Here is a 25,313-nt window from a genome sequence, read left to right on the forward strand (position 1 = left end):
ACGACTTGACCTGACAGACAGTTATTAGGCTGTCGCTAAAACTGACTCGGTTGTCTGAAATGTCCGATTCAGTTGTTTCTCGATAGCGATATGTTTGCTATCTAAAAAAGTTTGCATGGGTGTTTTACCAAAGCAATGCTTCCCTGAGTGGGTTCGTTGCTCGTTGTAATCCAGCACCCATGCGTCCAAGTCGACTTGTAACTCTTCCAAACTGTTGTATATTTTACGCCGAAATGCGGTGGCGTAGAATTCGTTTTGTATGGTTTTGTGGAAACGTTCACAAATGCCATTGGTTTGCGGATGCTTGACCTTGGTACGCGTGTGCTCAATGTCCTCTAAGTCCAAATATAACTGATACTCATGCGTTTCTCGGTTGCCACAGTATTCACTGCCTCGGTCTGTAAGGATGCGTAACAGCGGTATGTCGTGCGCCTCATAGAACGGTATCACACGGTCATTAAGCAAATCAGCCGAAGTAATGGCGTGTTTTTGTTGATACAGTTTGACAATCGCCAGCTTGCAGTAAGTGTCGATGTAGGTTTGTTGATAAATCCGCCCCACGCCTTTAATCGTGCCGACGTAATAGGTGTCTTGCGAACCCAAATAGCCTGGATGTTCGGTTTCGATTTCACCATGCGCTTGTTTCTCTTCGCGAGCACGTTCGAGTGCAAACAGTTGGTCTTCTGTGAGTATGATGCCGTCTTGTGCGATTTTGGCTGATAATGCTTTGAGTCGCTTCTGGAAGGTTTCTAAGTCATGGCGTAACCAAATGGAACGAACGCCACCACCTGAAACAAATACGCCAACTTTGCGTAATTCATTGCTCACTCGGTGCTGTCCATACGCGGGTTTGTCTATGGCGAAGTTGACCACCTGTAAATCGCACAGTAAAATTGAGCCAGATGACGGAGTAAAGTAGAGCCACTGAGCATTAAAAAAATAGACCGAAGTCCTCGTAGAGGATTGTATCGTAAATCCCGATATCATAAACTCAATCAACCGTCCAAATTAGCCTCCTTATCATTTTTGCGTCGTTTACGCGCCTCAAGTCGGTAGCTATCACCATTCATTTCAAGGATATGAGCATGATGTGTGAGTCTGTCGAGCAAAGCGCCAGTCAAACGCTCGGAACCAAACACCGAAGTCCATTCATCAAACGGCAAGTTACTGGTGACCAATGTTGCCCCTTGCTCATAGCGTCGGCTAAAAACCTCGAACAACAACTCAGCACCCACAGCGGTAAACGGCACATAACCCAACTCATCAACAATCAGCAATTGCACTCGCGCCAATTGTTTTTGCAAAGCCCGTAAACGCCGCTCATCCCGCGCCTCCATCAGCTCATGCACCAACGCGGCAGCGGTACTGAAGAAGACCGAATGATTCTTCTGGCAAGCCGCCAATCCCAATGCCAGAGCGGTATGGGTTTTACCCGTCCCCGCATTGCCCAAAGCAATCACCGACTCACGCTGTTCAATCCACTCGCAACGTGCCAATTCAAGCACCAATGATTTGTTCAAGCTCGGAATCGCCTTAAAGTCAAACGTGTCCAGCCCTTTGACTTGCGGAAACTTGGCTTGGCGAATTCGCCTCTCGATGTTGCGCCGCTCGCGGTCGATGTGTTCGAGTTCGCACAGGCGCAGTAAGTAACGCTGATAGTCCACATCGCCTTGAGCGCATTCAAGTGCCACCTTCTCGTGTTCGCGTACAAAGGTGGGCAAACGCAGTTGCTTCAAATGGTGGTTGAGTAATACGGCTGGCGGCACAGAGGTTTCCATCGTTGACAATTGATTAAGCGACATGGCGCACCTCCTGTGTCAACAGGCTCATGTAAGCACGGGTATCAGTCGTGCCCACCGATGCTTGTGGTACGTGTGGATAAGCCGATAGATTCAAACGTGGCTGACGACGCTCATGCTTGGCCAATACCAAATGTTTGACCGCATCATAACTGATGGTGGACAAACGCAAAGATTCCTCAACCGCAACGGCGACTTCTTCCTCACCAAAGTCTTCAAGCAATCGCAATACCTGAATGTACTCACGCCGTCCCCCATTGCCCAAACGAGCTTCCATCAACCTGCGCAGTCGCTCGAAGTCCTCTGGCAAAGCCCAACCGTGTAACGGTGCAGCTTGATTGAGTGCATTCGGCTTGGTTTCGAGTAAAGCCAGATAATGCAAAGGGTTATAGACAAACTGCGCTTTGCCATAATTGCGCTCATGCACGGCAATCACCTTGGCTGCGTGACCAATCACGACTCTGTCCACATAACCACGCACCTGCACGGTTTGATAGGCATATTCGGTCGGAACCGAATAGTCGTTGCAGCGATAGCGCACCAATGACAGCGAACTGACTTTGGTGGATACCGATTCACACGCATCGAACGGCACGTCGCTCAACGGCAAGAAATGTGCTTTGTCTGCCTGCAACCGTGCGCCAATCGTCCCCGAATGTCCACGCAATACAGCCTTTAGCCGCCGCTCGCATGCCTCTTGTAAACGCACATTGAGCTCATCAAGGGATTGCACACGTGGCATCGGCACTAGAAAGTTACGGCGACTATAGCCCACAATGCCTTCCACCTTTCCCTTGTCATTGCCACGCGCAGGTCGTCCGAAGCGCGTATCAAACAGATAATGACAGTGTAGACGTTTGAACGCATCGGTGAGCGTGCGCTCTTTGGTTTGTTTGTTGATACTCGACACCAACATCTTGCTGTTGTCGTACAGAATCGATTGCGGAATGCCGCCCAACCAAGCAAATGCGCTGACATGGCCATCGAGCCATGCCTCTGTGGTCTCGGCTGGGTAAACCTTCACATAGAATGCATCAGAATGCGGTAATGACAGGCAAAAGTAATGCACGCGCGTCTTGCAGCCGCGATAGATGATGTCGGTCTCGCCAAAGTCTGCTTGCGCTTGACCCGCTGGATGATGCAAAGGCATAAACACCTCTCGCATCCGTAACTGTTGTTTCATGACATAGCTGCGCACAATCGTATAGCCACCCGTAAAACCGTGCTCGTCTCGCAATCGTTCCAAGATTCGTTTGGCGGTGTGGCGCTGCTTCTTGATGACCAATTTGTCGTCTTCGAGTATCTGGTCAATGATGCCCGTAAATGCATCCAGCTTGGGGGAAACGGGGGCCGCTTTGCGGCGATAACCAGGTGGCAGATGGTGTTTGACCATCTTGGCGACCGTGTTGCGTGATAATCCTAATTCTTGAGCCACCGAGCGGCGACTGCGACCTTCTATCAGCACAGCTCGTCTGACTTGTGCGTATGTGTCCACTGTAAACATCCTTATTGCGCTTCCTTTGCTCTTCTAAAAGCAAAGTCTAACGCGCTTAACAGTGGCTCACTTTTACTCCGCGTTTTTTAAACATACTGCGCGGTAAGTGGCTCAGTTTTAAAGTGTCATTTACAACCACCGCTTCTTCTATTGACGGGTCGATACGGTTCTTGAGTATCGGTTTACGGCGACTGATTTCTTGTAACGCCGCCTCACCTCCGCGCTCATACAAATCTCTAAACCGATAGTAACTGTCTCGACTAAATCCCATCGTCTTGCAGGCTTTTGAGACACTGCCCAAAGTTTGGGCTAAATTGAGCAAACCTAATTTATTTTTGATAATCTTGTGACTTGATTGAGTGTTCATTTCTGACTCCTTTGTTTCCTATATGATAAACAAAACGTCAGATTAAGTCTTAACTAATACAGCAAAGATTGATATTACGCTGCTTGAATGTGCTCCGGCCTCTGGCGGATCGCCAACCACTGATTATCTTCGGGCAACTAGTTGCAAGCCTGTAAAAAAACAGTACACCAGTTTAAAGACCTTGGTTAAAACTCGTGTTGATGCTCTTAAACAAGGAATTAAGGCCGGTAATAACAGTCAGGCAGCCAGTCAAGGTGTACTTTCTATGATTCAGAATTCGGAGTTTCCACTTCTTAAAATGGCTCTACTCGATGTATCAACTGGCAATGATGCCTTAACAGATAAAGCGATTAATGCAATCACATATGGATTGGCTGAAAGGTATTTGACCAATCTGGTTCAAGCAGGTTCTGAAGTTTTGGGGCGTTATCCAAATCGTGATGAAATCGAACGTAAAGCCATGGAATCAGCCTTAAAGAATATTAGCGTAGCTTTAGAAGGTATTCGATCTGACAAGCAGGCTGCTTACAGTAAGTTGAATGTTGAAAGTAATTTCAGCAATTATATTCAAACTGTTAATGCACAGTTCAAAGCCGTCCAACCAAATCTAGGTAAAGCGGTCGCATTTAGCCAAGTACTGCTTGGCAAATAAAATATTCGAGGCGATATGGATTATTACGCATACGGCAATACTGAAGTTATCAAACGCATTTTTAGCACCATTGTCATGATGACCGGTGGTAACAGCAGTTTTGATAGTTTGATGGCTGCGATAATTTTGCTGGTTTTTACGATAATGCTGGGAAAAACTGCATTTGAACTAAATTTCAGTCCTTTGGCAAAATGGTTTTTGGGTAGCATATTTGTCTGGTATGTGATGGTAATGCCAAAAGTAACAGTGACAATTTCTGACCAAACAAACCCTACCAATATTACTGCAATTTCGAATGTTCCGTTAGGTCCAGCATTTGTTGGCTATTTAACCAGTTCAATTGGTAAATGGTTTGTCGATAAAGCAGAAATTGTATTTACACCAATCAACGATATCAACTATAGTCGTAGTGGAATGGTATTTGGAGCAAATGCCTATAGCGAAATGCGTCGAGCAGATATTGCACGGTTTGTGCCACAAATTCAAACTGATTTTTCTCAGTATTTGGCCAATTGCACGACTTATGATATCCGTTTGTATAATAAATTCACACAAGAAAATATCCTGAACTCTGATGATATTTGGTCTTTAATTAAAAATACAAATTCAGTATTACCAACTCCTGTGTGGAATAGAAATTCCAATCAAATTGAAACAAAATTCTGTAATGAAGCAGCGATCCTAATGGAGCAAAACATAACTGCTGCATTAGGTAATCCCAAGTTACTACAAGCCTTTGCAGTACGTTTAGACCCGGCTGGGAATAGGGGTGCGACAACAGATCAAACTCGCGTAATGAATGCACTGGAAGCTGCGTATAGCAATATTTTTGAAGGCATTAGAAAGCCTGCCCTAAAAATCATTCAACAAGAAATGATGGTGAATGCCGTCAAAGGGTAATACCCCCTAAAAAAGCCAGCACCTAAAAGTAGAACCCTTTAAACTAACCCAAAGGAGTTTTACATGAAAGTATCCAAATTCAGCGACAGCCAAATCGCCAGCATTCTAAAACAAGCCGAGTCAGGCGTACCCGTACCCGCACTGTGTCGTGAGCATGGCATCAGCAGTGCCACCTTCTACAAATGGCGCAGCAAATACGCAGGCATGGACGCAAACCTCATGAGCCGCCTCAAAGCCTTAGAAGCCGAGAACACGCGCCTGAAAAAACTCTATGCCGAATCCCAGCTGCACACCGACATCCTCAAGGAGTGCCTTGCAAAAAAGTAAGCGCGTCATCTCGTAAAGAGATGGCGCAACAACTGCACAACGATAAAAACATCAGCATCCGTGCGTCCTGCGAACTCATGAGTATCTCAGAAAAACGCTTTCGCCACATCCCAACGCGCGCGCAAGCCAACGCCATGATAGCCGCTAAACTGATCGAGTTGACCACCACCAAAGGACAAAACACATGGGGCTTTCGATTATGCTACCTGCACATCCGCAACGTCTTGGGCTGGAAATACAACCACAAACGCATCTACCGCATTTACTGCAAACTCGGGCTCAACTTGCGCCTGATTCCCAACAAACGCCTTGACCGAGAAACACCGCAACCACTCGAAGTGCCCGACGCAATGGATGTGACGTGGTCAATCGACTTCACCCACGACAACCTCGAGGATGGGCGCAGCATCCGCTCATGCAACGTCATTGACGACCACAACCGAGAAGGGTTGTTGGCAGAAATCAACTTCTCAATCCCCGCAACCACGCTGACGCGCTATCTCGACCAACTCATTGAATGGCGTGGTAAACCTCAAGCGATACGCTCGGACAACGGCCCTGAATTCATCAGCCACCACTACCAACAATGGGCGCAAAAGCACGACATTAAACTGCTCTACATCCAACCTGGAAACCCACAGCAGAACGCCTACATTGAACGCTTTAACCGAACCATGCGCTATGAATTGCTCAATCAGACATTATTTGAGTCACTCGAACACGCTCAAATCGAGGCGACACAGTGGCTGTGGTGTTACAATAACAACCGTCCTCATATGTCGCTCGGTGGATTCACTCCAGCGCAAACGCGTATGATGGCTTTAACAAACTCACGCGTCCTGCACTAAACGCAGGACTTGTGTTGATTCTACTTTTAGATGCCGCCCTTTTAGGGGGTATTACCAAAGTAGCTGATATTCAGAATGCAGCTATTGATGGAAGCCCGGAGCAAATGCAGGCGGCACTCGCTGCGGCACAAGCTCAAGCTCAGGTTCATACACAGAATACTTCTGCCTGGATAATGGCTTCAAAATACTTACCAATTGCTCATAATGTGATTGAGGCGGTTTTGTTGGCTTTGGCTCCGTTAGTGATCGTTATGATGATTATGGGTGGAATGAGCATGGGGCATGTTGCATTAGGCTATGTCGCAACGGTCATGTGGGTCAAACTCTGGCCGGGGATGTTTGCAGTTGTTAATGGCATAGCCAATATGTATCAAGCCAACCATACTTACGGAGCAGCGTATGGTGCGCGTGGAACCACACTGGCCAATTCAATGGATGTATTGAGTGTAGCATCTGATACTCAGGCATTTGCCGGATCCTTAACCATGCTGGTACCCTTAATTTCGTGGGGGTTAATCAAGTTAGGATCAATGGGTTTACAAGCAGCATTTTCAGGGGTGTCTGCGCCTGGTGGACGTGCTACAGAGAGTTCTTCAGCCTCTGTCGGGGCAGGCAACATAAATGTCGGCAATTCAAGCTATGACAATGCCAATGCACATAAAAATGATCGATCGAGCTGGTTTAAGGATCCTGGCGTCAATCAAACCAGTACATATGCTGGGACAAAAGTTTCCGGGGCTATGGGCGGAAGTTACTTTAAGGGTGACTTGCCAGTTACGGCAACTAGCAGCCTAGCCCAAAGCCAAGAATACAGCCGCATGGCTGCTCAATCCCAAGAGGCGGGACGTAGAGAGGAAGCAAGTGCCACTCAGAGTTATTCTGCTGCAACAAGCAGCGCCTTTGAATATATGATGTCCAAGGGTGATGATTATGCCAAGAAGATTGGAGCAAGTAGTTCAATATCAGCAGATTCAAGAAGAGCGCTGCAATACGCTGAAAGTGCAGCACAAGATATAATGAATAAAACAGGAGTAAGTAACAGTCTTACAGCCAAAAGTGCACTCGCAGCAACAATATCAGCTGGGTTAGGTGATTTAGGGCTACCTCTCAAGTTGGGTGGATCTGCTGGAGTTAGTCAAGAACAAGCGCAACAACTCCAAACGGCAGCAGATAATGCAATTAAAGCGGGTAGATCCCAAGGATATAAGATTGATAAAACTGTGGCCGAGTCTGTACGTAATTCTGAAGAGTATGCGCATGATCAAAGCCAAGGAAACTCTTTAACACAAAGAATTGGCTCTAATCTGTCATCAGCTGAATCGGCATCGAAAAATGCTTCGGTCTACAGAAGCGAGGCTGATTCGTTGTCACAGAAGGCTACCGAGTCATGGAAAGAAGGCATTCAGATTTCAGGAAATATACCAGTCAACGATTCTACAGTCCAAGGTATAGAGTCAGCTGATTTAACTAAACCGAGCAATATTCTTGGTGCTCAAAGTGCTACTTCTCGAACGATGGGGGTATCGGCACCGCCAACCAACTATTCAGAAATGAGTTCTGGCATTCAGAGTTCAATCGGTTCTCAACGAAGTAATATAGATGATTTTTTTGCTAAAGCAACAGGCTCTGTCAATCATATGAGTCAGTCTGGACAAAATAGAGTTCAGAATAGCGCAGGTAAATTGGGCCAAGAATCCGGCTTGCCTGGGGAATTTCAACAGAAAAGAAATAGTAACTCGCAGGCAATTTCTGGGCAAGGAAGCGCTATCAATACAGGGCGTTCCCATATTGGTGATGCGCAAAATCAGGTTATTGAACGTGGTGCTAAAATTTCTGAACTATCCCCAGGCAATCAAATCTTCTCTGGTAATTTGTGGCAACATGACAATAAAGCTGCATTTGGGGATGCAGGGAATATTGGTGGAAGCGGCATAACAAATGGGGGATTAGATGCACCTCAATTTGGTTGGGAAGGCCAGGGTGATCCACAACGCCAAGGAGTCATAAACAATCTCCCAAAGGTTCAGCCGGATCGTACTCAGGATCCGGCTCGAACCCCAGATACGATGGTAATCGACTCATCACAAAAACCAGCTTTGCGAAAGTTAACTCGAAGAAAGTAGGTGGCTTTTCTTCGAATTCTGGTGCATTTGCAAATAATACATTATTTTTGAGCAAACAAAGCATACTTGATTTAGTAAAAGTGACTTCAACTGAAGTTGATTATGGGTTGAAAGATCGAGTATTCCAAGCGCAAGTTGGTGCTGTTGTTGACACAATCTTAAATCGAGCAGCATCGGGTCGTTGGGGATCTAAAGGTGACATTCGTAGCGTGGTGAATGCACCACTTCAGTTTTCTCAAATAAGTGGTAACAAAGGAGCTTATGGTTCAGTACAAAATATGCCTAACAATCACATAAAGAGAAGAGCTGAAATAGCTGTTTTACGGCATTTAGAAGCGAGAATGAATGGGGCTGATTCTACAGTTGGCGGGCATTTAAATTATGCAAATCCATATTCATCATCGCCAACATCAATGGCTTGGGTGAGGCCTCTACAAATTAGAGCTCAGCGCGAAGGATTGGTTTTTGGTGAAGGTAGGGCAATACATGTGCATGGCACAGATCCAGGGTTTGCACGATTTAAACCAAAACCATTCAACATTAAGTTAATGTAAAAAACCGGATGTTGCCTCCGGTTTTTTGACTATAAGGATATAATTAAGTCCTGAATATTAAATATAAAACCCAGAGCCTCCATCTTCACCAGAAAGATTGTGAAGTTTACCATTAGCCGCAGCATCAACCGAATTATTATAGAATTCAGGCCGTTCACTTTTCACGATAACTTTAATAGGTAAAACTGAGGCAAAGAGTGAATTATGAATTCGGTAAACTGGGTCAATCGAATATCTAATCCAGTGTGTAACGAATTGAAATACCAAAAAGACAACAATGCAGGTTAATAGTGCCAGCAACATGATTGATTGAAGATTCATATTGGCCAGCATAACGACCTCCTATTAAATGAGATTTTTTAGGAAATGGAAACACGAAATGTCTAAAACTAATCTTCATCCGCATCAATGATGCTGACAACTTTATTTGTAGTAGCCACGACTTGACCTGACAGACAGTTATTAGGCTGTCGCTAAAACTGACTCGGTTGTCTGAAATGTCCGATTCAGTTGTTTCTCGATAGCGATATGTTTGCTATCTAAAAAAGTTTGCATGGGTGTTTTACCAAAGCAATGCTTCCCTGAGTGGGTTCGTTGCTCGTTGTAATCCAGCACCCATGCGTCCAAGTCGACTTGTAACTCTTCCAAACTGTTGTATATTTTACGCCGAAATGCGGTGGCGTAGAATTCGTTTTGTATGGTTTTGTGGAAACGTTCACAAATGCCATTGGTTTGCGGATGCTTGACCTTGGTACGCGTGTGCTCAATGTCCTCTAAGTCCAAATATAACTGATACTCATGCGTTTCTCGGTTGCCACAGTATTCACTGCCTCGGTCTGTAAGGATGCGTAACAGCGGTATGTCGTGCGCCTCATAGAACGGTATCACACGGTCATTAAGCAAATCAGCCGAAGTAATGGCGTGTTTTTGTTGATACAGTTTGACAATCGCCAGCTTGCAGTAAGTGTCGATGTAGGTTTGTTGATAAATCCGCCCCACGCCTTTAATCGTGCCGACGTAATAGGTGTCTTGCGAACCCAAATAGCCTGGATGTTCGGTTTCGATTTCACCATGCGCTTGTTTCTCTTCGCGAGCACGTTCGAGTGCAAACAGTTGGTCTTCTGTGAGTATGATGCCGTCTTGTGCGATTTTGGCTGATAATGCTTTGAGTCGCTTCTGGAAGGTTTCTAAGTCATGGCGTAACCAAATGGAACGAACGCCACCACCTGAAACAAATACGCCAACTTTGCGTAATTCATTGCTCACTCGGTGCTGTCCATACGCGGGTTTGTCTATGGCGAAGTTGACCACCGCTTCTTCTATTGACGGGTCGATACGGTTCTTGAGTATCGGTTTACGGCGACTGATTTCTTGTAACGCCGCCTCACCTCCGCGCTCATACAAATCTCTAAACCGATAGTAACTGTCTCGACTAAATCCCATCGTCTTGCAGGCTTTTGAGACACTGCCCAAAGTTTGGGCTAAATTGAGCAAACCTAATTTATTTTTGATAATCTTGTGACTTGATTGAGTGTTCATTTCTGACTCCTTTGTTTCCTATATGATAAACAAAACGTCAGATTAAGTCTTAACTAATACACTTTATTCAAAATTTCGTTGATCGTATCATTATCCAAAGTTTCAACAAATCGCGCTGATGATGCTTTAACGCGGGCTTCTATATCAAAGCTCCTAACTTGGTGACACAACGCAACTCCGTTGGTGTCATGTCCAGAGATTACTACAGTCAATCCATTACTTCTTGCTGCGAGTCCACCAGAAGTGACTGGCACAACTATTGATGTTCCTAATTTATTTATGGCCGAAGGAGAAACAACGACAAAACGATGCCGATTCATGATTTCTCTCCCAACCACTGGATTCGGATCAATCCAATAGATATCACCTCGCTTTGGTGCCCTTGATCTAATCAATTACAATTGCTCCTGACCTATTGCTGGTGTGTCCATCCACTCCTGGGCACTGCTTCGTATTTCTGAAGCAAACTCCGGAGTTACGCCTTCAAGTAACTCTGCGAGAGTATAACGTTTTCGCAAACGCAAATTTGCAATTTTTGCTGTTAATACGCCATCGATCACGTCAAGTTCCAATTTGTCACCAACACCAGAATTTAAACCCTTGAGAACGGTCGGCGGCAGTGTAATGATAGCTGCACCACCTTGCTTTCTAATCTGAACGACAGATCCACTCATAATTAACTCCTCACAAAACAGGAACTTCATTTGTTTATTAGATAGTAGCACAATTATGCAACATTGTTGGTCAAGTTTAGATTGTTAGTCGTATTTATGCAACTCTTCATATGAAAGCACGATATCATCAGTCGTAATCCAACGGGTTTCACCCCCACGATCAATTTGGATCTGAATCAGGCCATTGTCTTTACGATCAATTATCATAGCACTGCCAAACTTGGTTTTAATGGCATCACCAGGCGCATAAGCACTTAATAATCGATAGGCATTATTGGCCAATTGACGGTTTTGATGGGTAAATATGACTTGATTGATTGCTAATGGTGATGAATCCTTTTGTCGTCGATCATCAATTTCCCATTGCATTCGAGCAATGGCAATACCTTTTTCATTGATGCAAAATACTTCAGATTTAAATTTGACGATTTTTCTGGGTGCTCCATTGGTACAAAAAGCCTCAAATGTTTTTACAGATGGTTGAATTAAATCACCGCTACGCAAACTGTACGTTCTCTTGATTTCAGAACTGGTGTCCGAGTATGTTCCACCGCCAGTGAATCGTCCAATGACTCCCATGGTTTTATTAAAGCCGTCTAATGCCATCCACTCTTTAGCAAATGTGATGTATTCCTGATTCATGACAGGCTTAACTTGCTCAAGAGTTTTTGGTGCATCTGCAAATGCAGTAACAGAGCACAGCAGAATGGGTAAGGTTGATGTCAAACGAATCCATTTTTTCATAATTCTTTCTCCAGACAATAAATTAGTTTTCAAAACGTCGTTGTGTCATAGCCTTGTAAGCTTTGGTCACTGGTGTTGTGGCATACGCATCATTAATAGTTAGATTTAGTTTAACTGTTTTGTCGATATCTAATCCACTGCCAAATGTCCGAATGATCCCGCTGACGGATTGGTATCCAAAGCATTTACTTTCTTTGGTATCGCCGTCACAGCCATAACTGCCATCTTTGCGCACAAGTGTATTGATGAATTGTGGTGCTTTACCTCTAAACGTGTGACCAAAACGTTCCTCGATTCGAGGGTCAATTTTAATGAGTGCACCCGTTTCGAGTAGCGGCGTGACGGCTTGAATGGTGTCAGCAACTGAGTCATTAACCAGACCTCGCATGACCAAAACGCCTTTTGTTTTAACAGAGTATTCGGCGATTTGTTTGAGAACTTTCTGATCTAACTTGGTTGTGATCAAAAACAGCAAATCAGTTCGATAATCGCCTTCGGACAAGCGATAAGGGTGATTGTTGCCAACAGGCTTGAGCCCATCTTTGGTAACGTAGACCGGCCCAGCTAAAAGCATCTCTTTTTCTGTTTGGCTACCTTTGAATGTGGCACTTTCGAGGTTTTTTTGTAATGGGGCTTCAGCATATGTAACATAATTACCAAGGGTCTTAGGAAGCAAACGCATTAAAATAAGCGCTAAGCTCTTGAGACCAAATGAAAAACAAGTACTTCAACCATTCAAAAATTAGCGAAGCAAAGTTTCGTCAGATTTTAAGGTATTTTGCTCTAGATTTAACAGCAACCGAATGTGCCGCATTAAGCGGTATATCCGTCCGTTCAATCAACAGCATATACCTCAAGATTCGTCGTCGCTTGGCGATTGTTTGCCAGCAAGCCTCACCGCTTAAAGGCGAATTAGAAGCCGACGAATCTTACTTTGGTCCGCATCGAGTACGTGGTAAACGCGGACGAGGAGCTTCAGGTAAAACCATCGTGTTTGGCTTACTCAAACGCGATGGAAACATCTACACTGAGATTGTGCCGAATGCTTCAAAAGCCAGTCTGCAAGCCATTATCCGCGGAAAAGCAGATATTAATAGTATCATTCACACCGATGGCTGGCGTGGTTATGATGGCTTGGTGGACATCGGCTTTGATAAACACTTTCGGGTCAATCACGGTGCAGATGAGTTTGTGAATGGTTCTAATCATGTAAATGGGATAGAATCATTCTGGAGTTATGCCAAACGTCGTTTGATGCAGTTTAACGGCGTTCCGAAAAACACTTTTTTACTACACTTGAAGGAAACTGAATTTAGGTTTAATCACCGTAAGACTGATTTATATAAAGTCATTCTTAAGTTACTTCGTGATCAACCTTTGTAGCATTCTGCTTCCTAAGACCCTTACCAAAATTTGGCCCGGAGTTTACCTGGTCAATCTGAGCAGTAGCCTGCTGAGCCACCATTGAAATAAACCAGCTACTGAGCAGATCAACACCTTGAGCCTTGCTGATGTGACTGAATGGGATCAGCATCAAAAGAATTATTGTACTAAATATTTTTTTCATAAACATCTCCGTTTAATTTGCTTCGATCAAGATCTTACTGCATTCTACACACATCAACTTTAGACTGGGCTTACCCCAAGCATTAATACCGCAAGTAGGGCATGAAAACTTTATTCGAGTTTGTTTGGATTCGGGTATCATCGTTTCAGAGTCAATTCCCAAAAACTCATTTCTGATCGGTTGTGTCAGCACGGATTGTATATCTTCAGCATTTTCTAGGTTAGCAGTAGTCACTAGAGCATTCGCTGGGGCTCGATTGATTCCCCATCGATCGACCCAATTGAAAAAGTAGCCCGATTCAATCAATGAAACACACGCTTGCATGAACATTCCACCTTCAATAGGGTAGTCATTCATGTGCTGGCCAGTTTTTTTCCCGCCTGGGCGACCAGTACTGCTTGGCATTAAGCCGATGGCTTCCATTTTTTCAGACCACTCACGATTGTGGTAGGTCTTCCTGCTTGGCGTTCCAAATTCAAACTGCCATAGATGGCATTGCTCATGAACAATCGTTTGAAAAATCTCAATTAGCGGATACCCCGCGAAAAACAGGGGGTTTACAGCGATCTCATGGGTATTTTTGCCATTGCGGTTGCTCCACCGCAATGGCGAGAAATACCCCATTGTGTTTTTTTCTCGTTGGACGGTCAGTAAGCACACGGGAAGTTTACCTTCAAACAACCGATCATTAAAGTGCTGGAAGGCTACCTCAAGGTGCTTGTATATTTCCTGCGTGGGTGTTTGTTGCATTTTTGCCCTATTTAATCGATTTATGTTATTGTATTGTACAATACAATTAAATCATTAGGAAAATTAAATACAATCGAAATTTTTTAATGAAAGCACCCACTGACTTATTTGGCCAGGTACCAATTTCAAGACTTGAAGTAAAAAGGAAATGCAAAGTGATGACAGGCTCAGCTGATGACGTGGTGATGGAAGTTATATTGCAAAAAATTGCGGAGGCTTCCGGCCTAGTTTATCAGTTGAGTAATTACAAAAAAATTAGAAGAGCAGCGATGGAAGAGGAAATGACTTCTAGGCTTAGCCAAGCCGAAACATTCTATGGTTCGTTGTGCTTAAAAACGTCAGAATACAACAAGCGTTTACGGGAACTCAAAGCGGCAGCAGGGCGCAGTTTTGAATCACCAACAGAACTCGAATTGAGGTCGGCACTTCATCAGAAGTCAGTCGAAGCTCAAGAAAAGGCATTGGAGATCATCGCAAAGGCCAAAAGTACTAAAAAGTTAACGATCACGCAAATCAGGCAGCTGAACAATCTAAAAATTGATCCATCTCTCGTCCCTTGGTATTTGGCCTCCGAACGAGGCAAGAATGTTGGCAAAGAATTGGGTATCTTTATTATGGAGATCAGCTTGAGCAATGTGTTATCAAAACGATTTGATGATTATTAGTGATTTTGTCATTTTTTGTGAAACGGTACTCGGATTGAGTCAAAATACTGGCTATGCGTACAGCAATGACCTATCGCAATTGTCCTATTTTGCAAATAGCAAACGCGATAAAGCACTATTAGAATTGAGTCATCATGATTTAATAGACTGTCTCAATGAATTAACGCAGCAAAACAAAGTTAGGAAGGTCGTATCACTTGGCAGAAAAATAGCTACATATCGCAAATTTTATAAATGGGCTATTGAATATAATCTGGTCTTACGTAATCCCGCCGAAAAGTTACCGATCATACGCGATCAAAATCGCTTACCTTTCGCCCTGAATCGCATGTCAATAGCTCAGTTGCTGGAATTGTACGCAGTTGGGCCGCTCGAAATCAGAAACCGTCTAATTGTGGCTATGTTGTACGATACAGGCTTGCGAGTATCGGAGTTGGCGGCAATTAAAATTCAGCATCTGGATTTGAACACTGGAAGTTTGCGCGTGATCGGTAAGGGTAATAAAGAGCGGATGGTACTCTTCTCAAAAGTAACCTGTATTAGTTAAGACTTAATCTGACGTTTTGTTTATCATATAGGAAACAAAGGAGTCAGAAATGAACACTCAATCAAGTCACAAGATTATCAAAAATAAATTAGGTTTGCTCAATTTAGCCCAAACTTTGGGCAGTGTCTCAAAAGCCTGCAAGACGATGGGATTTAGTCGAGACAGTTACTATCGGTTTAGAGATTTGTATGAGCGCGGAGGTGAGGCGGCGTTACAAGAAATCAGTCGCCGTAAACCGATACTCAAGAACCGTATCGACCCGTCAATAGAAGAAGCGGTGGTCAACTTCGCCATAGACAAACCCGCGTATGGACAGCACCGAGTGAGCAATGAATTACGCAAAGTTGGCGTATTTGTTTCAGGTGGTGGCGTTCGTTCCATTTGGTTACGCCATGACTTAGAAACCTTCCAGAAGCGACTCAAAGCATTATCAGCCAAAATCGCACAAGACGGCATCATACTCACAGAAGACCAACTGTTTGCACTCGAACGTGCTCGCGAAGAGAAACAAGCGCATGGTGAAATCGAAACCGAACATCCAGGCTATTTGGGTTCGCAAGACACCTATTACGTCGGCACGATTAAAGGCGTGGGGCGGATTTATCAACAAACCTACATCGACACTTACTGCAAGCTGGCGATTGTCAAACTGTATCAACAAAAACACGCCATTACTTCGGCTGATTTGCTTAATGACCGTGTGATACCGTTCTATGAGGCGCACGACATACCGCTGTTACGCATCCTTACAGACCGAGGCAGTGAATACTGTGGCAACCGAGAAACGCATGAGTATCAGTTATATTTGGACTTAGAGGACATTGAGCACACGCGTACCAAGGTCAAGCATCCGCAAACCAATGGCATTTGTGAACGTTTCCACAAAACCATACAAAACGAATTCTACGCCACCGCATTTCGGCGTAAAATATACAACAGTTTGGAAGAGTTACAAGTCGACTTGGACGCATGGGTGCTGGATTACAACGAGCAACGAACCCACTCAGGGAAGCATTGCTTTGGTAAAACACCCATGCAAACTTTTTTAGATAGCAAACATATCGCTATCGAGAAACAACTGAATCGGACATTTCAGACAACCGAGTCAGTTTTAGCGACAGCCTAATAACTGTCTGTCAGGTCAAGTCGTGGCTACTACACGTAATAAACGAAAGGAACAGTTGGTCAAAATGATCGGAACTACGATTTTTTGGCTTGAAGTTGTGATGATCACACTTGGTATGATTATCGCAATGATCTTTGTCCTCTCGTTTTGAACTTTGTTCTCAGCCAAAAGGATTGCATTCTTCGAATGCACCTTTTGGAATTGAGAATAATTTTGACTTATTTGGTCGAATTCATTTCCAAGGCATAGCCTACTTTGAAATGAATTTGGCCAAGCAGTACAGGTCGCAACTAGGTCACAGGCAACCGTATAATGTTTGGGCATTCAATCAGGTTATTTACCCGTGGGCTTCATCTGAAGTCCATTATTAAGTACCTTGAACGATTTTTCACTGTTTGTTGGTTCAGTCAAAACCATCACCGCTCATGTTCCCTACTCGTTGAGCAATTCACCTCGGTGAATCCTGGGAGTTTTTTAACTTCGGTACCTTGAATAAGTACCGGTACTTCAACTGTGTCAAGTTTCGATCTTGACGTTATTTAACCCCTGGATCCATTAAATGTCTCTTACGAGCTTTTTTGGATCCTGACCAAATTTAACCCCGTCGGGACAATCTACCCGATAGGGATAGTGCGTCCCTTTTTTAAGGAGATGTACTATGAACTCGAACGATCGATATACCAAGATTACTCAAACCATTATTGAAGCGCTTGAAAAGGGCGCAAATGATGGAGTTAAGTTACCTTGGCACTTTATTCAAAACACGCCAATTAATTTGGTTACTGGTAAAGCATATCGTGGAATTAATACCCTGACTTTGGCTGCTGAGTCCTATAAAAGGGGCTTTGAAGCACGTGAGTGGTTGACATTTAAACAAGCTAGTAAACTTGGATTTAACGTCCGCAAGGGTGAGAAATCCTCGTTGGTAGTTTTTTTTAAACCGCTGATTGTCAATGATCAGAAGGTGCAAGCCACAGATGATAATCCTAATCCATCGGTGACAATTCCATACATGAAGCATTCATGTGTGTTTAATGTTCAACAACTTGAAGGGTATGACTACAAGCATGGCGAACAGCTCACTAAGGAGTTTGTGCCGATTGAATCAGCACAAGAGATTATCATTCGTTCAAATGCTGTAATTGAACATGTAGCGGGGAATCAAGCATTTTACTCTCCTGCGAAAGATAAAATTGTTCTCCCTCAAAAGGAGCAATTTGACTCTGAAGCCATGTACTACAGCGTTGCACTGCACGAATTGACTCATTGGACCGGTCATGAACTTCGATTGAATCGGAGTCTGGCCAATTCCTTTGGTACAGAAGCTTACGCTTTTGAAGAGCTTGTTGCTGAGATCGGATCCACATTTTTGTGTAACCACATCGGCATCCAAGCGCAAACCATGGATTCTCATACCAGTTATTTGAGTTCATGGCTGACCGTACTGAAAAACGACAATCGCGCAATCTTTAAGGCCGCTCGTTTGGCTCAAAAGGCATCAGATTTTTTACTTGATGTGAACTATGAGTTCACAGATAACGAAGAATCTGATTACCAAGTAGTTAAACAAGCATTGGCTGCGTAATTAATTTGTCCAGAGATCAGGTTTTGATTTAAGGACTTTCACCCACAAGGGAACTCATTTCCCTTTGGGACATGGTTCCCATCTTTTTAGGAGATGAACCATGGGAATTGACATGACGTTGTATGTAGAGCTGTACGGCTCTGAACATTTAGGTGAGCGCGAAAAAGAGATTTTTGACAGGGTAAATGCAGTTGGTTTAACACCGGCTGAGTACCCAGTCAAAATCTTACGCGCTCCGGTTGTTCGTTGGTGGAACGAATTTTCGATATTGCAGTATTTCATCGATCATTTTGATGCCGAAGAATGCCGCGAAACGTTTTTAGAGGAGAGCGATTTACAGGAGCTATTGTATGTTTGTAATACAGTTCTTGGGAATCCTGAACAATCCAAGACGTTGCTGCCTTCATACAATCATAAATATGATGACTCATATTGGAACGCAATTAAGCAGACACACTCACAATTGAACCAGATTCTTTCAGTACCAGAGTTCATTGGGTGTGACTATTATTTTCGCTTCAGTTGATCATTGATTGATAACCCCACACGGGAACTTAGTTTCCATGTGGAGCATGGTTCCTTTTTTTAGGAGAAGAACCATGTTGTTTGACCTTTTTTATGAACGTGATGTATCAACTAGTTATGAGGAATGGATCAAGATTTCTGAAGAAATCGGTGTTGATGGCGACCCCAGAGCGATAGATATTTGGGATGTCATACGAAACTGTGAGAAACCACCACATATTGGTAACGCTTGTATGGCTCATACGCTTTCCGCCATTTGTAGTTGGTGTGAGGAGAAGGGCTATCCAGCGGACTATTATGTGAATGCAATCGACACACATTTGTACATCGATGGCGAAGGAATTGACAGCGTATCTGAGTTCTGGCAAAAGATCGCGGAACTGGATGGTTTGGCACAAGTTTCATAATTCGTAACACACGTTACTAAAGCAATTTAACCACCCTACGGGAATACACTTCCTGATAGGGGATTGATATTCCCGATTTTTTTGAAAGGAATGTCATGGAAGTACTACGAATTGAACTGGCCGATATTTTGCGTAAATATCAAATTGATGAGGAATCATCAAGACAGATTGAACGCCGAATAGAAGATGCTATAATTCAAGCAAGTAAGACTACTGAAACCAATAGTAAGGAGCATACTATGGAACATTATCTATCTCACAAGCAATATCACGAGAAGGAAAATGCCATCGTCAAAGCAATCGCCGAGCTGCGTGTAGAAATGCACCAGCAGACGTGGAAAATTATTGGTTTACTAGGTGGGTTAATGGCTCTATTGAAATTCATGCCAAATATCTTTAATTAGAGATTTGAGTTTGATATTTCAATGAGCTTATCTCGTTTGTTTTAGTAAGCACAAATAGTTCAATCACAAACCACACAGTCCTTTTTGCTTCGGCAATTAGGACTGTTTTTTAACCCAATTGGGCATAATGATTCCCAATTGGGAATCGTATGTCCTTCAATTTAGGAGAGATGTATGCGTATTCAAAACATTAAAGGCGGAGTCATCCAAATCAATGGCAAAACCTATTGTGGCAAAAACCTAGTCATTAGCAATAAACAAGTGATTATTGACGGTATCATCCAAGAAGATATCAATTTGGAAAGTCAAATAATCAATATCCAGATTACTGGCAATGTCGGAGATATCCAAAACGAAGCAGGGGATATCACGGTTTCTGGATCTGTTTCAGGCAATGTTAAAACAGCTTCTGGCGATATTGAATGCGGTGATGTACAAGGAAATGCCAAATCCATGAGTGGTGACATTAAATGTGGTGTTGTTCATGGTGATGTTTCTACCATGAGCGGTGATATACGCCATCGTTAACTAAACCATCTTACCCAACTGGGATATACCATCCCAGTTGGGGCATGGTGTATCCGTCTTTTAGGAGATATACCATGACTGAATTATTAACTCAAATCATTAATTGTTTACCCAAATCCACAGATGTGTATTACGTTGACCAAAACGATTCAATGCCAGCCAAAGCGTTGGCCAGAATCATTGAACATAACGGAGAGGGCGATGCTTTCGAAGAAATGGATCAACTGCTATGTGATTGGGATACCTCATACTCTGTGGCGTACTACATTGATGAAGCTATTGAACGGATTGCTAAAAGCCAAGGATTTCCCTCCGAACAATTCAAGGCTATGCTCGATGCGACATCAGATGATTGGGAAGATACTTTGCGTGATGAAATCATGTCCCGTGATGAATCAACTCCATTTCGCGATTTGGCTCGTAACAAAGGTAACATCATTGTGAAGTTGGAGTTGTTTTCTAACTATGACTGTATCAACAGCGATTATTGCGAGGGGAATCACCTAGATTTACGTGAGTCCTATCTTGCAGACATTCTGCGAACGATGCGCATCAATCCACAAGATTATGCAACCTCACTTCCGGAATGTTACACCTGTGATCATGTGGAAGACGTGTACCGAGGAGAGCCTTTGGTGGACGCAATTGATGTATACAAAGAACATCAAGAGCTGTCGATCGGCCCGGCACTTTGGACCATCGTCTTTACATTGCCCGCAGTAGACATTGTTGAGCAGTATACTGGTCTGATACAGGTACCGGTTGGTGCACGTGTTGGATTTTATGGATCCTTCGGTGGATCCGGATCGATATTTGAAACAAACCTTAAAGCTGACTTTACGGTTGACCTTGCAAGCCAACATATTCAACGTGAAAACGGTGATCCTTATTGGGGATTATCAGTAGACGAATGTGATGGCAATTTTAAGGGGACTTATGGTGGCTATAGTTTGGATCAAATATATGGAAAGATGTTTAACTTCTGGAATGTTCCGGGGAGAGTTTTGCAGCGCAGTTCAGAACCCTTACCTATAGCAGCTTGAATTATCATCAATCCATTAACCAGAATCCCTACAGCTTTGCTTTAGGGATTCATTTTACCCCAACCGGGATACATCCATCCCGTAGGGGCATGGTGTATCCCATTTATTAGGAGATGTACCATGGGATTAGATCAATATGGGGTCGTCTCAGAATTCGGAAAATAAAGCACGCTAAGCCGGTTGCAGCGGCCGTAGCGGCCTGAACTTGCCCGCGCCGATCTTGGCGCTGCTGCGCCAGAGGTAATCGCCGGTCAGGTTGATGTGCTCCCAGCCGAGCGGCGACAGGTACTGCAACAGGCCGTCATCGACGGCTTGACCGTGGCCACGCAAGGCGTTCGCGGCCCGCTCCAGATAGACCGTGTTCCATAGCACGATGGCCGCCGTCACCAGGTTGAGGCCGCTGGCCCGGTAGCGCTGCTGCTCGAAGCTGCGGTCGCGGATTTCCCCCAGGCGGTTGAAGAACACGGCGCGGGCCAGCGCGTTGCGCGCCTCGCCTTTGTTCAGCCCGGCATGCACGCGGCGGCGCAGCTCGACGCTTTGCAGCCAGTCCAGGATGAACAGTGTGCGCTCGATGCGTCCCAGCTCACGCAGGGCGACGGCCAGGCCGTTCTGGCGCGGGTAGCTGCCAAGCTTCCTGAGCATCAGCGAGGCCGTCGCCGTGCCCTGCTTGATCGAGGTGGCCATCCGCAGGATTTCATCCCAATGGGCGCGGACGTGCTTGATGTTGAGCGTGCCGCCGATCATCGGTTTCAACGCCTCGTAGGTGGCATCGCCCTTCGGGATGTAGAGCTTGGTGTCGCCCAGGTCACGAATGCGCGGGGCGAAGCGGAAGCCCAGCAGGTGCATCAACGCGAAGACGTGGTCCGTGAACCCTGCCGTGTCGGTGTAGTGCTCCTCGATCCGCAGGTCGGATTCGTGATACAGCAGGCCGTCGAGCACGTAGGTCGAGTCGCGCACGCCGACGTTCACGACCTTGGTGTGGAACGGCGCGTACTGGTCGGAGATATGGGTGTAGAACGTCCGCCCTGGGCTGCTGCCGTATTTCGGATTGATGTGGCCGGTGCTCTCGGCCTTGCTGCCGGTGCGGAAGTTCTGGCCGTCCGACGATGACGTGGTGCCGTCGCCCCAATGCTCGGCGAAGGGATGTCGGAACTGCGCGTTGACCAGCTCGGCCAGTGCCGCCCCGTAGGTTTCGTCGCGGATGTGCCAGGCTTGCAGCCAGGCCAGCTTGGCGTAGGTCGTGCCGGGGCACGATTCCGCCATCTTGGTCAGGCCCAGGTTGATCGCGTCGGCGAGGATCGTGGTCAGCAACAGGTTTTTGTCCTTGGCCAGGTCGCCTGACTTCAGGTGGGCGAAGTGCCGGGTGAAGCCCGTCCATTCGTCTACCTCCAGCAGCAATTCGGTGATCTTGACGTGCGGTAGGATCATCGCCGTCTGGTCGATCAGGGCCTGTGCGGTATCGGGCACCGCCGCATCGAGCGGCGTGATCTTCAGGCCCGACTCCGTGATGATGGCGTCCGGCAGCTCGTTGGCCAGCGCCATGCGGTTGACGGTGGCGAGCTGCGTTTCCAGCAGCGTCAGCCGGTCATGCAGGTACTGGTCGCAATCGGTGGCCACGGCCAGCGGCAATTCGCTGGCCTGCTTGAGGCTGGCGAATTTCGCGGGCGGCACCAGGTAGTCCTCGAAGTCCTTGAACTGGCGCGAGCCTTGCACCCAGATGTCGCCGGAGCGCAGCGCGTTCTTCAGCTCCGACAGCGCGCACAGTTCGTAGTAGCGCCGGTCGATGCCGGTGTCGGTCATCACCAGCTTCTGCCAGCGCGGCTTGATGAACTCGGTCGGCGCGTCGGTGGGCACCTTGCGGGCGTTGTCGCTGTTCATGCTGCGCAGCACCTCGATGGCGTCGAGTACGTCCTTGGCGGCGGGCGCGGCCCGCAACTTGAGCACGTCGAGAAATTCCGGCGCGTAGCGGCGCAGCGTGGCGTAGCTCTCGCCGATGCGGTGCAGGAAATCGAAGTCCTCCGGTTGAGCGAGCCGCTGCGCTTCGGTGACGCTCTCGGCGAAAGCATCCCAGGACATGACGGCCTCGATGGCGGCGAACGGATCGCGGCCCGCTTGCTTGGCCTCGATCAGCGCCTGGCCGATGCGCCCGAACAGCCGCACCTTGGCATTGATCGCCTTGCCGGATGCCTGGAACTGCTGCTGATGCTTGTTCTTGGCGGCATTGAACAGCTTGCCCAGGATGCGGTCATGCAGGTCGATGATTTCGTCGGTGACGGTGGCCATGCCCTCGATGGCGAGCGCCACCAGGGTCGCGTAACGCCGCTGCGGCTCGAACTTCGCCAGGTCGGCGGGCGTCATCTGGCCGCCCTCGCGGGCGATCTTGAGCAGCCGGTTCTGGTGAACCAGCCGCTCGATGCCGGAGGGCAGGTCGAGCGCCTGCCACGCCTTGAGGCGTTCGATGTGTTCCAGCATGTGCCGCGAGTTCGGTTTGACCGGGGATTGCCGCAGCCAGGCCAGCCACGTCGTCTTGCCGTTGTCGCGGCGCTTGAGCAGATCGTCGAGGCGACGGCGATGCACGTCCGTCAGCGGCTCAGCCAAGGCGTCGTAGAGACACCGGTTGGCGCGGGTAATCGCTTCGGCGCTCGCCCGCTCGACGGCGTTGAGGGCGGGCACAATGACCGACTGCCGCCGCAGGTGCTCGATCAAGGCTCTGGCCAGCACGATGCCCTTGTCGGTTTGCATGGCCAGCTCGGTCAGCAACTGGACAGCCTGCCGGTAGTGGCCAATCGTGAACGGCTGGAAGCCGAACACCGTTTGCAGCTCGACCAGGTGCTCGCGTCGGGTCTGCTCACGCTGCCCGTACTCGTCCCAGCTTTCGATGCCGACCTTGAGCTGGTTGGCGACCAGTCTCAGCAATGGCGGGAACGGTGGCTCATCAGCGCCAAGGATGACGCCGGGAAAGCGCAGGTAGCAGAGCTGCACCGCGAAGCCCAGCCGATTGGCCGGGCCGCGCCGCTGCCGGATGATGGAGAGGTCGCTTTCGCTGAACGTGTAGTGACGGATCAACTCATCCTTGGTGTCCGGCAACGCCAGCAGGCTTTCGCGCTCGGCGGCGGAGAGGATCGAACGGCGGGGCATGCGGTTTCCTTCTTCTTGAAAACGTAGGTTTGTGACAAGCCCGCCAAGGCAACCGGCGCGGCACGGGAATCAAGGCATTGCGATTCTCGAAAATAGTTCTTGAAATTCTATTCTTGATTGCATATCATCTCAACGAGTTTCGATAAGAAAGGATGCGCATGCGACCGTCTGTTGTGCTTGACATGAAGCGAAGCGCAGTGCGTGAAGCGGTAGGCCGCTTTCGCGCCGCGAACCCGCGCGTCTTCGGCTCGGTGCTGCATGGCACCGACCGGGATGGCAGCGACCTCGACCTGTTGGTCGATGCGCTGCCCGGTGCCACGTTGTTGGACTTGGGCGATTTGGAAGAAGAACTGAAATCGCTGCTCGGCGTTGACGTCGATCTGCTGACTCCCGGCGACCTGCCGCCGAAGTTCCGGGCCAAGGTGCTCGCGGAGGCGCAACCGATATGAGCGAGAACCGCCTGCCCGATTACCTCGACCACATTCAGCAGGCCGCAACCGATGCGCGCAGCTTCGTGGAAGGGATGGCCAAGGACGACTTCTTGGCCGACAAGCGCACCCAGCAGGCCGTCATCATGAGCCTGATCGTCATCGGCGAGGCGGCCACAAAGGTGATGGATGGCTACGTCGAGTTCACCCAGGCGCATGCCGACGTGCCGTGGCGCAGCATGCGCAATATGCGTAATCGCATGGCTCACGGCTATTTCGACATCAACCTCGATGTGGTGTGGGAGACGGTACAGGAATGGCTGCCGGCGTTGCTCCAGCAATTGCCCGCCGTGCGTCAGGATGCCGACGATGAAGACCGTAACGACAAAGGCATGGAGCCATGACCAATCAAGCCGCCGATGTTCGGCCCCTCTGGCGTGTTCGATCCCGCGACCTATGAGCCGCGCTCGGGCAAGACCTTCTGGATGGCCGCAACGGACGTGAGTTCGCTGGTGGGCAAGGAGGCAGCAGCCGACACGCTCATCGGCAACTGCACGACCGCACGACCAGCCTCCCGT

The 25,313-nt window shown here is 46.9% G+C and carries 27 protein-coding genes and 3 pseudogenes; 17 read left to right on the plus strand and 13 right to left on the minus strand.

Annotated elements, in window-relative coordinates:
* Positions 1-24: 24 nt before the first annotated feature.
* The 4 genes and pseudogenes from ACZ41M_RS02915 to ACZ41M_RS02930 form a co-directional block, all read right to left on the minus strand.
* A pseudogene (locus ACZ41M_RS02915) lies at positions 25-873 on the minus strand (integrase core domain-containing protein); the annotation flags it as partial.
* A gap of 122 nt (positions 874-995) precedes the next feature.
* On the minus strand, positions 996-1,802 hold the full coding sequence (gene istB / locus ACZ41M_RS02920; protein WP_464730363.1) for an IS21-like element helper ATPase IstB: 807 nt from the start codon (positions 1,800-1,802) through the stop codon (positions 996-998).
* Entirely contained in the window at positions 1,792-3,303 is a 1,512-nt protein-coding gene (gene istA / locus ACZ41M_RS02925; RefSeq protein ID WP_464730362.1) for an IS21 family transposase, read from the minus strand. The genes istB and istA overlap by 11 nt, the downstream gene beginning before the upstream one ends.
* A 124-nt stretch (positions 3,304-3,427) precedes the next feature.
* Positions 3,428-3,661: pseudogene (locus tag ACZ41M_RS02930) on the minus strand (helix-turn-helix domain-containing protein); the annotation flags it as partial.
* 265 nt (positions 3,662-3,926) lie between these two features.
* Between ACZ41M_RS02930 and ACZ41M_RS02935 the strand changes: the two are divergent.
* The 5 genes and pseudogenes from ACZ41M_RS02935 to ACZ41M_RS02955 all read left to right on the plus strand — a co-directional run bounded on the left by ACZ41M_RS02935 (position 3,927) and on the right by ACZ41M_RS02955 (position 9,065).
* Complete coding sequence (locus tag ACZ41M_RS02935; RefSeq protein ID WP_464737480.1) at positions 3,927-4,313, plus strand: hypothetical protein; 387 nt, start codon at positions 3,927-3,929, stop codon at positions 4,311-4,313.
* Between the two features lie 15 nt (positions 4,314-4,328).
* Positions 4,329-5,213, plus strand: a complete 885-nt coding sequence (locus ACZ41M_RS02940) for a conjugal transfer protein TraG N-terminal domain-containing protein (protein WP_464730360.1) — start codon at positions 4,329-4,331, stop codon at positions 5,211-5,213.
* A 63-nt stretch (positions 5,214-5,276) separates the two neighbouring features.
* Positions 5,277-6,388: pseudogene (locus ACZ41M_RS02945) on the plus strand (IS3 family transposase).
* 11 nt (positions 6,389-6,399) lie between these two features.
* A complete protein-coding gene (locus ACZ41M_RS02950) occupies positions 6,400-8,511 on the plus strand; it encodes a conjugal transfer protein TraG N-terminal domain-containing protein (protein ID WP_464730359.1) in 2,112 nt (703 codons plus the stop codon).
* Positions 8,512-8,558: 47 nt separating this feature from the next.
* Positions 8,559-9,065 carry a cell wall hydrolase gene (locus ACZ41M_RS02955; protein WP_464730358.1) on the plus strand — a complete coding sequence of 169 codons (507 nt, stop codon included), beginning with the start codon at positions 8,559-8,561 and terminating at the stop codon, positions 9,063-9,065.
* A gap of 57 nt (positions 9,066-9,122) precedes the next feature.
* Here the strand turns inward: ACZ41M_RS02955 and ACZ41M_RS02960 are convergent, their stop codons facing one another.
* The 6 genes from ACZ41M_RS02960 to ACZ41M_RS02985 all read right to left on the minus strand — a co-directional run bounded on the left by ACZ41M_RS02960 (position 9,123) and on the right by ACZ41M_RS02985 (position 12,704).
* Complete coding sequence (locus tag ACZ41M_RS02960) at positions 9,123-9,398, minus strand: hypothetical protein (protein ID WP_464730357.1); 276 nt, start codon at positions 9,396-9,398, stop codon at positions 9,123-9,125.
* A 129-nt stretch (positions 9,399-9,527) separates the two neighbouring features.
* Positions 9,528-10,604 carry an IS481 family transposase gene (locus ACZ41M_RS02965; RefSeq protein WP_464729930.1) on the minus strand — a complete coding sequence of 359 codons (1,077 nt, stop codon included), beginning with the start codon at positions 10,602-10,604 and terminating at the stop codon, positions 9,528-9,530.
* 53 nt (positions 10,605-10,657) lie between these two features.
* Entirely contained in the window at positions 10,658-10,999 is a 342-nt protein-coding gene (mazF, locus tag ACZ41M_RS02970) for a type II toxin-antitoxin system toxin MazF (protein ID WP_464730356.1), read from the minus strand.
* Complete coding sequence (locus tag ACZ41M_RS02975; protein ID WP_464730355.1) at positions 11,000-11,278, minus strand: AbrB/MazE/SpoVT family DNA-binding domain-containing protein; 279 nt, start codon at positions 11,276-11,278, stop codon at positions 11,000-11,002. It abuts the gene before it with no gap.
* 84 nt (positions 11,279-11,362) lie between these two features.
* Positions 11,363-12,022, minus strand: a complete 660-nt coding sequence (locus tag ACZ41M_RS02980; RefSeq protein ID WP_464730354.1) for a hypothetical protein — start codon at positions 12,020-12,022, stop codon at positions 11,363-11,365.
* Positions 12,023-12,044: 22 nt separating this feature from the next.
* Entirely contained in the window at positions 12,045-12,704 is a 660-nt protein-coding gene (locus ACZ41M_RS02985) for a TrbC family F-type conjugative pilus assembly protein (protein ID WP_464730353.1), read from the minus strand.
* Between the two features lie 29 nt (positions 12,705-12,733).
* On the opposite strand from ACZ41M_RS02985, the gene ACZ41M_RS02990 reads away from it, so the two are divergent.
* Entirely contained in the window at positions 12,734-13,405 is a 672-nt protein-coding gene (locus tag ACZ41M_RS02990) for an IS1595 family transposase (RefSeq protein WP_464729991.1), read from the plus strand.
* On the opposite strand, the gene ACZ41M_RS02995 is transcribed toward ACZ41M_RS02990, so the two are convergent.
* Positions 13,377-13,589, minus strand: a complete 213-nt coding sequence (locus tag ACZ41M_RS02995; RefSeq protein WP_464730352.1) for a hypothetical protein — start codon at positions 13,587-13,589, stop codon at positions 13,377-13,379. The two genes, ACZ41M_RS02990 and ACZ41M_RS02995, sit on opposite strands and share 29 nt — an antisense overlap.
* A 12-nt stretch (positions 13,590-13,601) precedes the next feature.
* Positions 13,602-14,339, minus strand: coding sequence for a SprT-like domain-containing protein (locus ACZ41M_RS03000; RefSeq protein ID WP_464730351.1), 738 nt, complete (start codon positions 14,337-14,339; stop codon positions 13,602-13,604).
* Between the two features lie 86 nt (positions 14,340-14,425).
* Here ACZ41M_RS03000 and ACZ41M_RS03005 point away from each other — a divergent pair, with 86 nt between their 5' ends.
* From ACZ41M_RS03005 to ACZ41M_RS03045, 9 genes are all read left to right on the plus strand, one after another.
* Positions 14,426-15,004 (plus strand): hypothetical protein, encoded by a 579-nt coding sequence (locus ACZ41M_RS03005; protein ID WP_464730350.1) that lies wholly within the window; start codon positions 14,426-14,428, stop codon positions 15,002-15,004.
* The gene (locus ACZ41M_RS03010) at positions 14,994-15,551 is read left to right on the plus strand and encodes a tyrosine-type recombinase/integrase (RefSeq protein WP_464730349.1); all 558 of its coding nucleotides are present in this window, start codon (positions 14,994-14,996) and stop codon (positions 15,549-15,551) included. Before ACZ41M_RS03005 ends, ACZ41M_RS03010 begins: the two co-directional genes overlap by 11 nt.
* A 49-nt stretch (positions 15,552-15,600) precedes the next feature.
* Complete coding sequence (locus ACZ41M_RS03015; RefSeq protein WP_464729930.1) at positions 15,601-16,677, plus strand: IS481 family transposase; 1,077 nt, start codon at positions 15,601-15,603, stop codon at positions 16,675-16,677.
* A 658-nt stretch (positions 16,678-17,335) separates the two neighbouring features.
* Positions 17,336-18,262 carry an ArdC family protein gene (locus tag ACZ41M_RS03020; RefSeq protein ID WP_464730348.1) on the plus strand — a complete coding sequence of 309 codons (927 nt, stop codon included), beginning with the start codon at positions 17,336-17,338 and terminating at the stop codon, positions 18,260-18,262.
* 100 nt (positions 18,263-18,362) lie between these two features.
* On the plus strand, positions 18,363-18,788 hold the full coding sequence (locus ACZ41M_RS03025; RefSeq protein WP_464730347.1) for a hypothetical protein: 426 nt from the start codon (positions 18,363-18,365) through the stop codon (positions 18,786-18,788).
* A 73-nt stretch (positions 18,789-18,861) separates the two neighbouring features.
* Entirely contained in the window at positions 18,862-19,194 is a 333-nt protein-coding gene (locus ACZ41M_RS03030; RefSeq protein ID WP_464730346.1) for a hypothetical protein, read from the plus strand.
* 95 nt (positions 19,195-19,289) lie between these two features.
* On the plus strand, positions 19,290-19,598 hold the full coding sequence (locus ACZ41M_RS03035; protein ID WP_464730345.1) for a hypothetical protein: 309 nt from the start codon (positions 19,290-19,292) through the stop codon (positions 19,596-19,598).
* 174 nt (positions 19,599-19,772) lie between these two features.
* Complete coding sequence (locus ACZ41M_RS03040; RefSeq protein WP_464730344.1) at positions 19,773-20,126, plus strand: hypothetical protein; 354 nt, start codon at positions 19,773-19,775, stop codon at positions 20,124-20,126.
* Between the two features lie 74 nt (positions 20,127-20,200).
* Complete coding sequence (locus ACZ41M_RS03045) at positions 20,201-21,169, plus strand: hypothetical protein (RefSeq protein ID WP_464730343.1); 969 nt, start codon at positions 20,201-20,203, stop codon at positions 21,167-21,169.
* A gap of 171 nt (positions 21,170-21,340) precedes the next feature.
* Here ACZ41M_RS03045 and ACZ41M_RS03050 read toward each other — a convergent pair whose 3' ends face one another.
* The gene (locus ACZ41M_RS03050) at positions 21,341-24,307 is read right to left on the minus strand and encodes a Tn3-like element ISPa38 family transposase (RefSeq protein WP_464730342.1); all 2,967 of its coding nucleotides are present in this window, start codon (positions 24,305-24,307) and stop codon (positions 21,341-21,343) included.
* Between the two features lie 158 nt (positions 24,308-24,465).
* Between ACZ41M_RS03050 and ACZ41M_RS03055 the strand changes: the two genes are divergently transcribed.
* Together ACZ41M_RS03055 and ACZ41M_RS03060 are read left to right on the plus strand one after the other, a co-directional pair.
* Entirely contained in the window at positions 24,466-24,756 is a 291-nt protein-coding gene (locus ACZ41M_RS03055; RefSeq protein WP_001247892.1) for a nucleotidyltransferase family protein, read from the plus strand.
* Positions 24,753-25,139 (plus strand): HepT-like ribonuclease domain-containing protein, encoded by a 387-nt coding sequence (locus ACZ41M_RS03060; RefSeq protein ID WP_003100872.1) that lies wholly within the window; start codon positions 24,753-24,755, stop codon positions 25,137-25,139. Before ACZ41M_RS03055 ends, ACZ41M_RS03060 begins: the two co-directional genes overlap by 4 nt.
* Positions 25,140-25,313 lie beyond the last annotated feature (174 nt).

The sequence above is a fragment of the Puribacter membranae genome (assembly GCF_055380425.1).

Bases quoted from the DNA above. Each gene is read 5' to 3' on its own strand.
- istB (WP_464730363.1), bottom strand. From the start codon at position 1,802: ATGTCGCTTAATCAATTGTCAACGATGGAAACCTCTGTGCCGCCAGCC.
- istA (WP_464730362.1), bottom strand. From the start codon at position 3,303: ATGTTTACAGTGGACACATACGCACAAGTCAGACGAGCTGTGCTGATA.
- ACZ41M_RS02935 (WP_464737480.1), top strand. From the start codon at position 3,927: ATGATTCAGAATTCGGAGTTTCCACTTCTTAAAATGGCTCTACTCGAT.
- ACZ41M_RS02940 (WP_464730360.1), top strand. From the start codon at position 4,329: ATGGATTATTACGCATACGGCAATACTGAAGTTATCAAACGCATTTTT.
- ACZ41M_RS02960 (WP_464730357.1), bottom strand. From the start codon at position 9,398: ATGCTGGCCAATATGAATCTTCAATCAATCATGTTGCTGGCACTATTA.
- ACZ41M_RS02965 (WP_464729930.1), bottom strand. From the start codon at position 10,604: ATGAACACTCAATCAAGTCACAAGATTATCAAAAATAAATTAGGTTTG.
- ACZ41M_RS02975 (WP_464730355.1), bottom strand. From the start codon at position 11,278: ATGAGTGGATCTGTCGTTCAGATTAGAAAGCAAGGTGGTGCAGCTATC.
- ACZ41M_RS02980 (WP_464730354.1), bottom strand. From the start codon at position 12,022: ATGAAAAAATGGATTCGTTTGACATCAACCTTACCCATTCTGCTGTGC.
- ACZ41M_RS02985 (WP_464730353.1), bottom strand. From the start codon at position 12,704: ATGCGTTTGCTTCCTAAGACCCTTGGTAATTATGTTACATATGCTGAA.
- ACZ41M_RS02990 (WP_464729991.1), top strand. From the start codon at position 12,734: ATGAAAAACAAGTACTTCAACCATTCAAAAATTAGCGAAGCAAAGTTT.
- ACZ41M_RS02995 (WP_464730352.1), bottom strand. From the start codon at position 13,589: ATGAAAAAAATATTTAGTACAATAATTCTTTTGATGCTGATCCCATTC.
- ACZ41M_RS03000 (WP_464730351.1), bottom strand. From the start codon at position 14,339: ATGCAACAAACACCCACGCAGGAAATATACAAGCACCTTGAGGTAGCC.
- ACZ41M_RS03005 (WP_464730350.1), top strand. From the start codon at position 14,426: ATGAAAGCACCCACTGACTTATTTGGCCAGGTACCAATTTCAAGACTT.
- ACZ41M_RS03010 (WP_464730349.1), top strand. From the start codon at position 14,994: ATGATTATTAGTGATTTTGTCATTTTTTGTGAAACGGTACTCGGATTG.
- ACZ41M_RS03015 (WP_464729930.1), top strand. From the start codon at position 15,601: ATGAACACTCAATCAAGTCACAAGATTATCAAAAATAAATTAGGTTTG.
- ACZ41M_RS03020 (WP_464730348.1), top strand. From the start codon at position 17,336: ATGAACTCGAACGATCGATATACCAAGATTACTCAAACCATTATTGAA.
- ACZ41M_RS03025 (WP_464730347.1), top strand. From the start codon at position 18,363: ATGGGAATTGACATGACGTTGTATGTAGAGCTGTACGGCTCTGAACAT.
- ACZ41M_RS03030 (WP_464730346.1), top strand. From the start codon at position 18,862: ATGTTGTTTGACCTTTTTTATGAACGTGATGTATCAACTAGTTATGAG.
- ACZ41M_RS03035 (WP_464730345.1), top strand. From the start codon at position 19,290: ATGGAAGTACTACGAATTGAACTGGCCGATATTTTGCGTAAATATCAA.
- ACZ41M_RS03040 (WP_464730344.1), top strand. From the start codon at position 19,773: ATGCGTATTCAAAACATTAAAGGCGGAGTCATCCAAATCAATGGCAAA.
- ACZ41M_RS03045 (WP_464730343.1), top strand. From the start codon at position 20,201: ATGACTGAATTATTAACTCAAATCATTAATTGTTTACCCAAATCCACA.
- ACZ41M_RS03050 (WP_464730342.1), bottom strand. From the start codon at position 24,307: ATGCCCCGCCGTTCGATCCTCTCCGCCGCCGAGCGCGAAAGCCTGCTG.
- ACZ41M_RS03055 (WP_001247892.1), top strand. From the start codon at position 24,466: ATGCGACCGTCTGTTGTGCTTGACATGAAGCGAAGCGCAGTGCGTGAA.
- ACZ41M_RS03060 (WP_003100872.1), top strand. From the start codon at position 24,753: ATGAGCGAGAACCGCCTGCCCGATTACCTCGACCACATTCAGCAGGCC.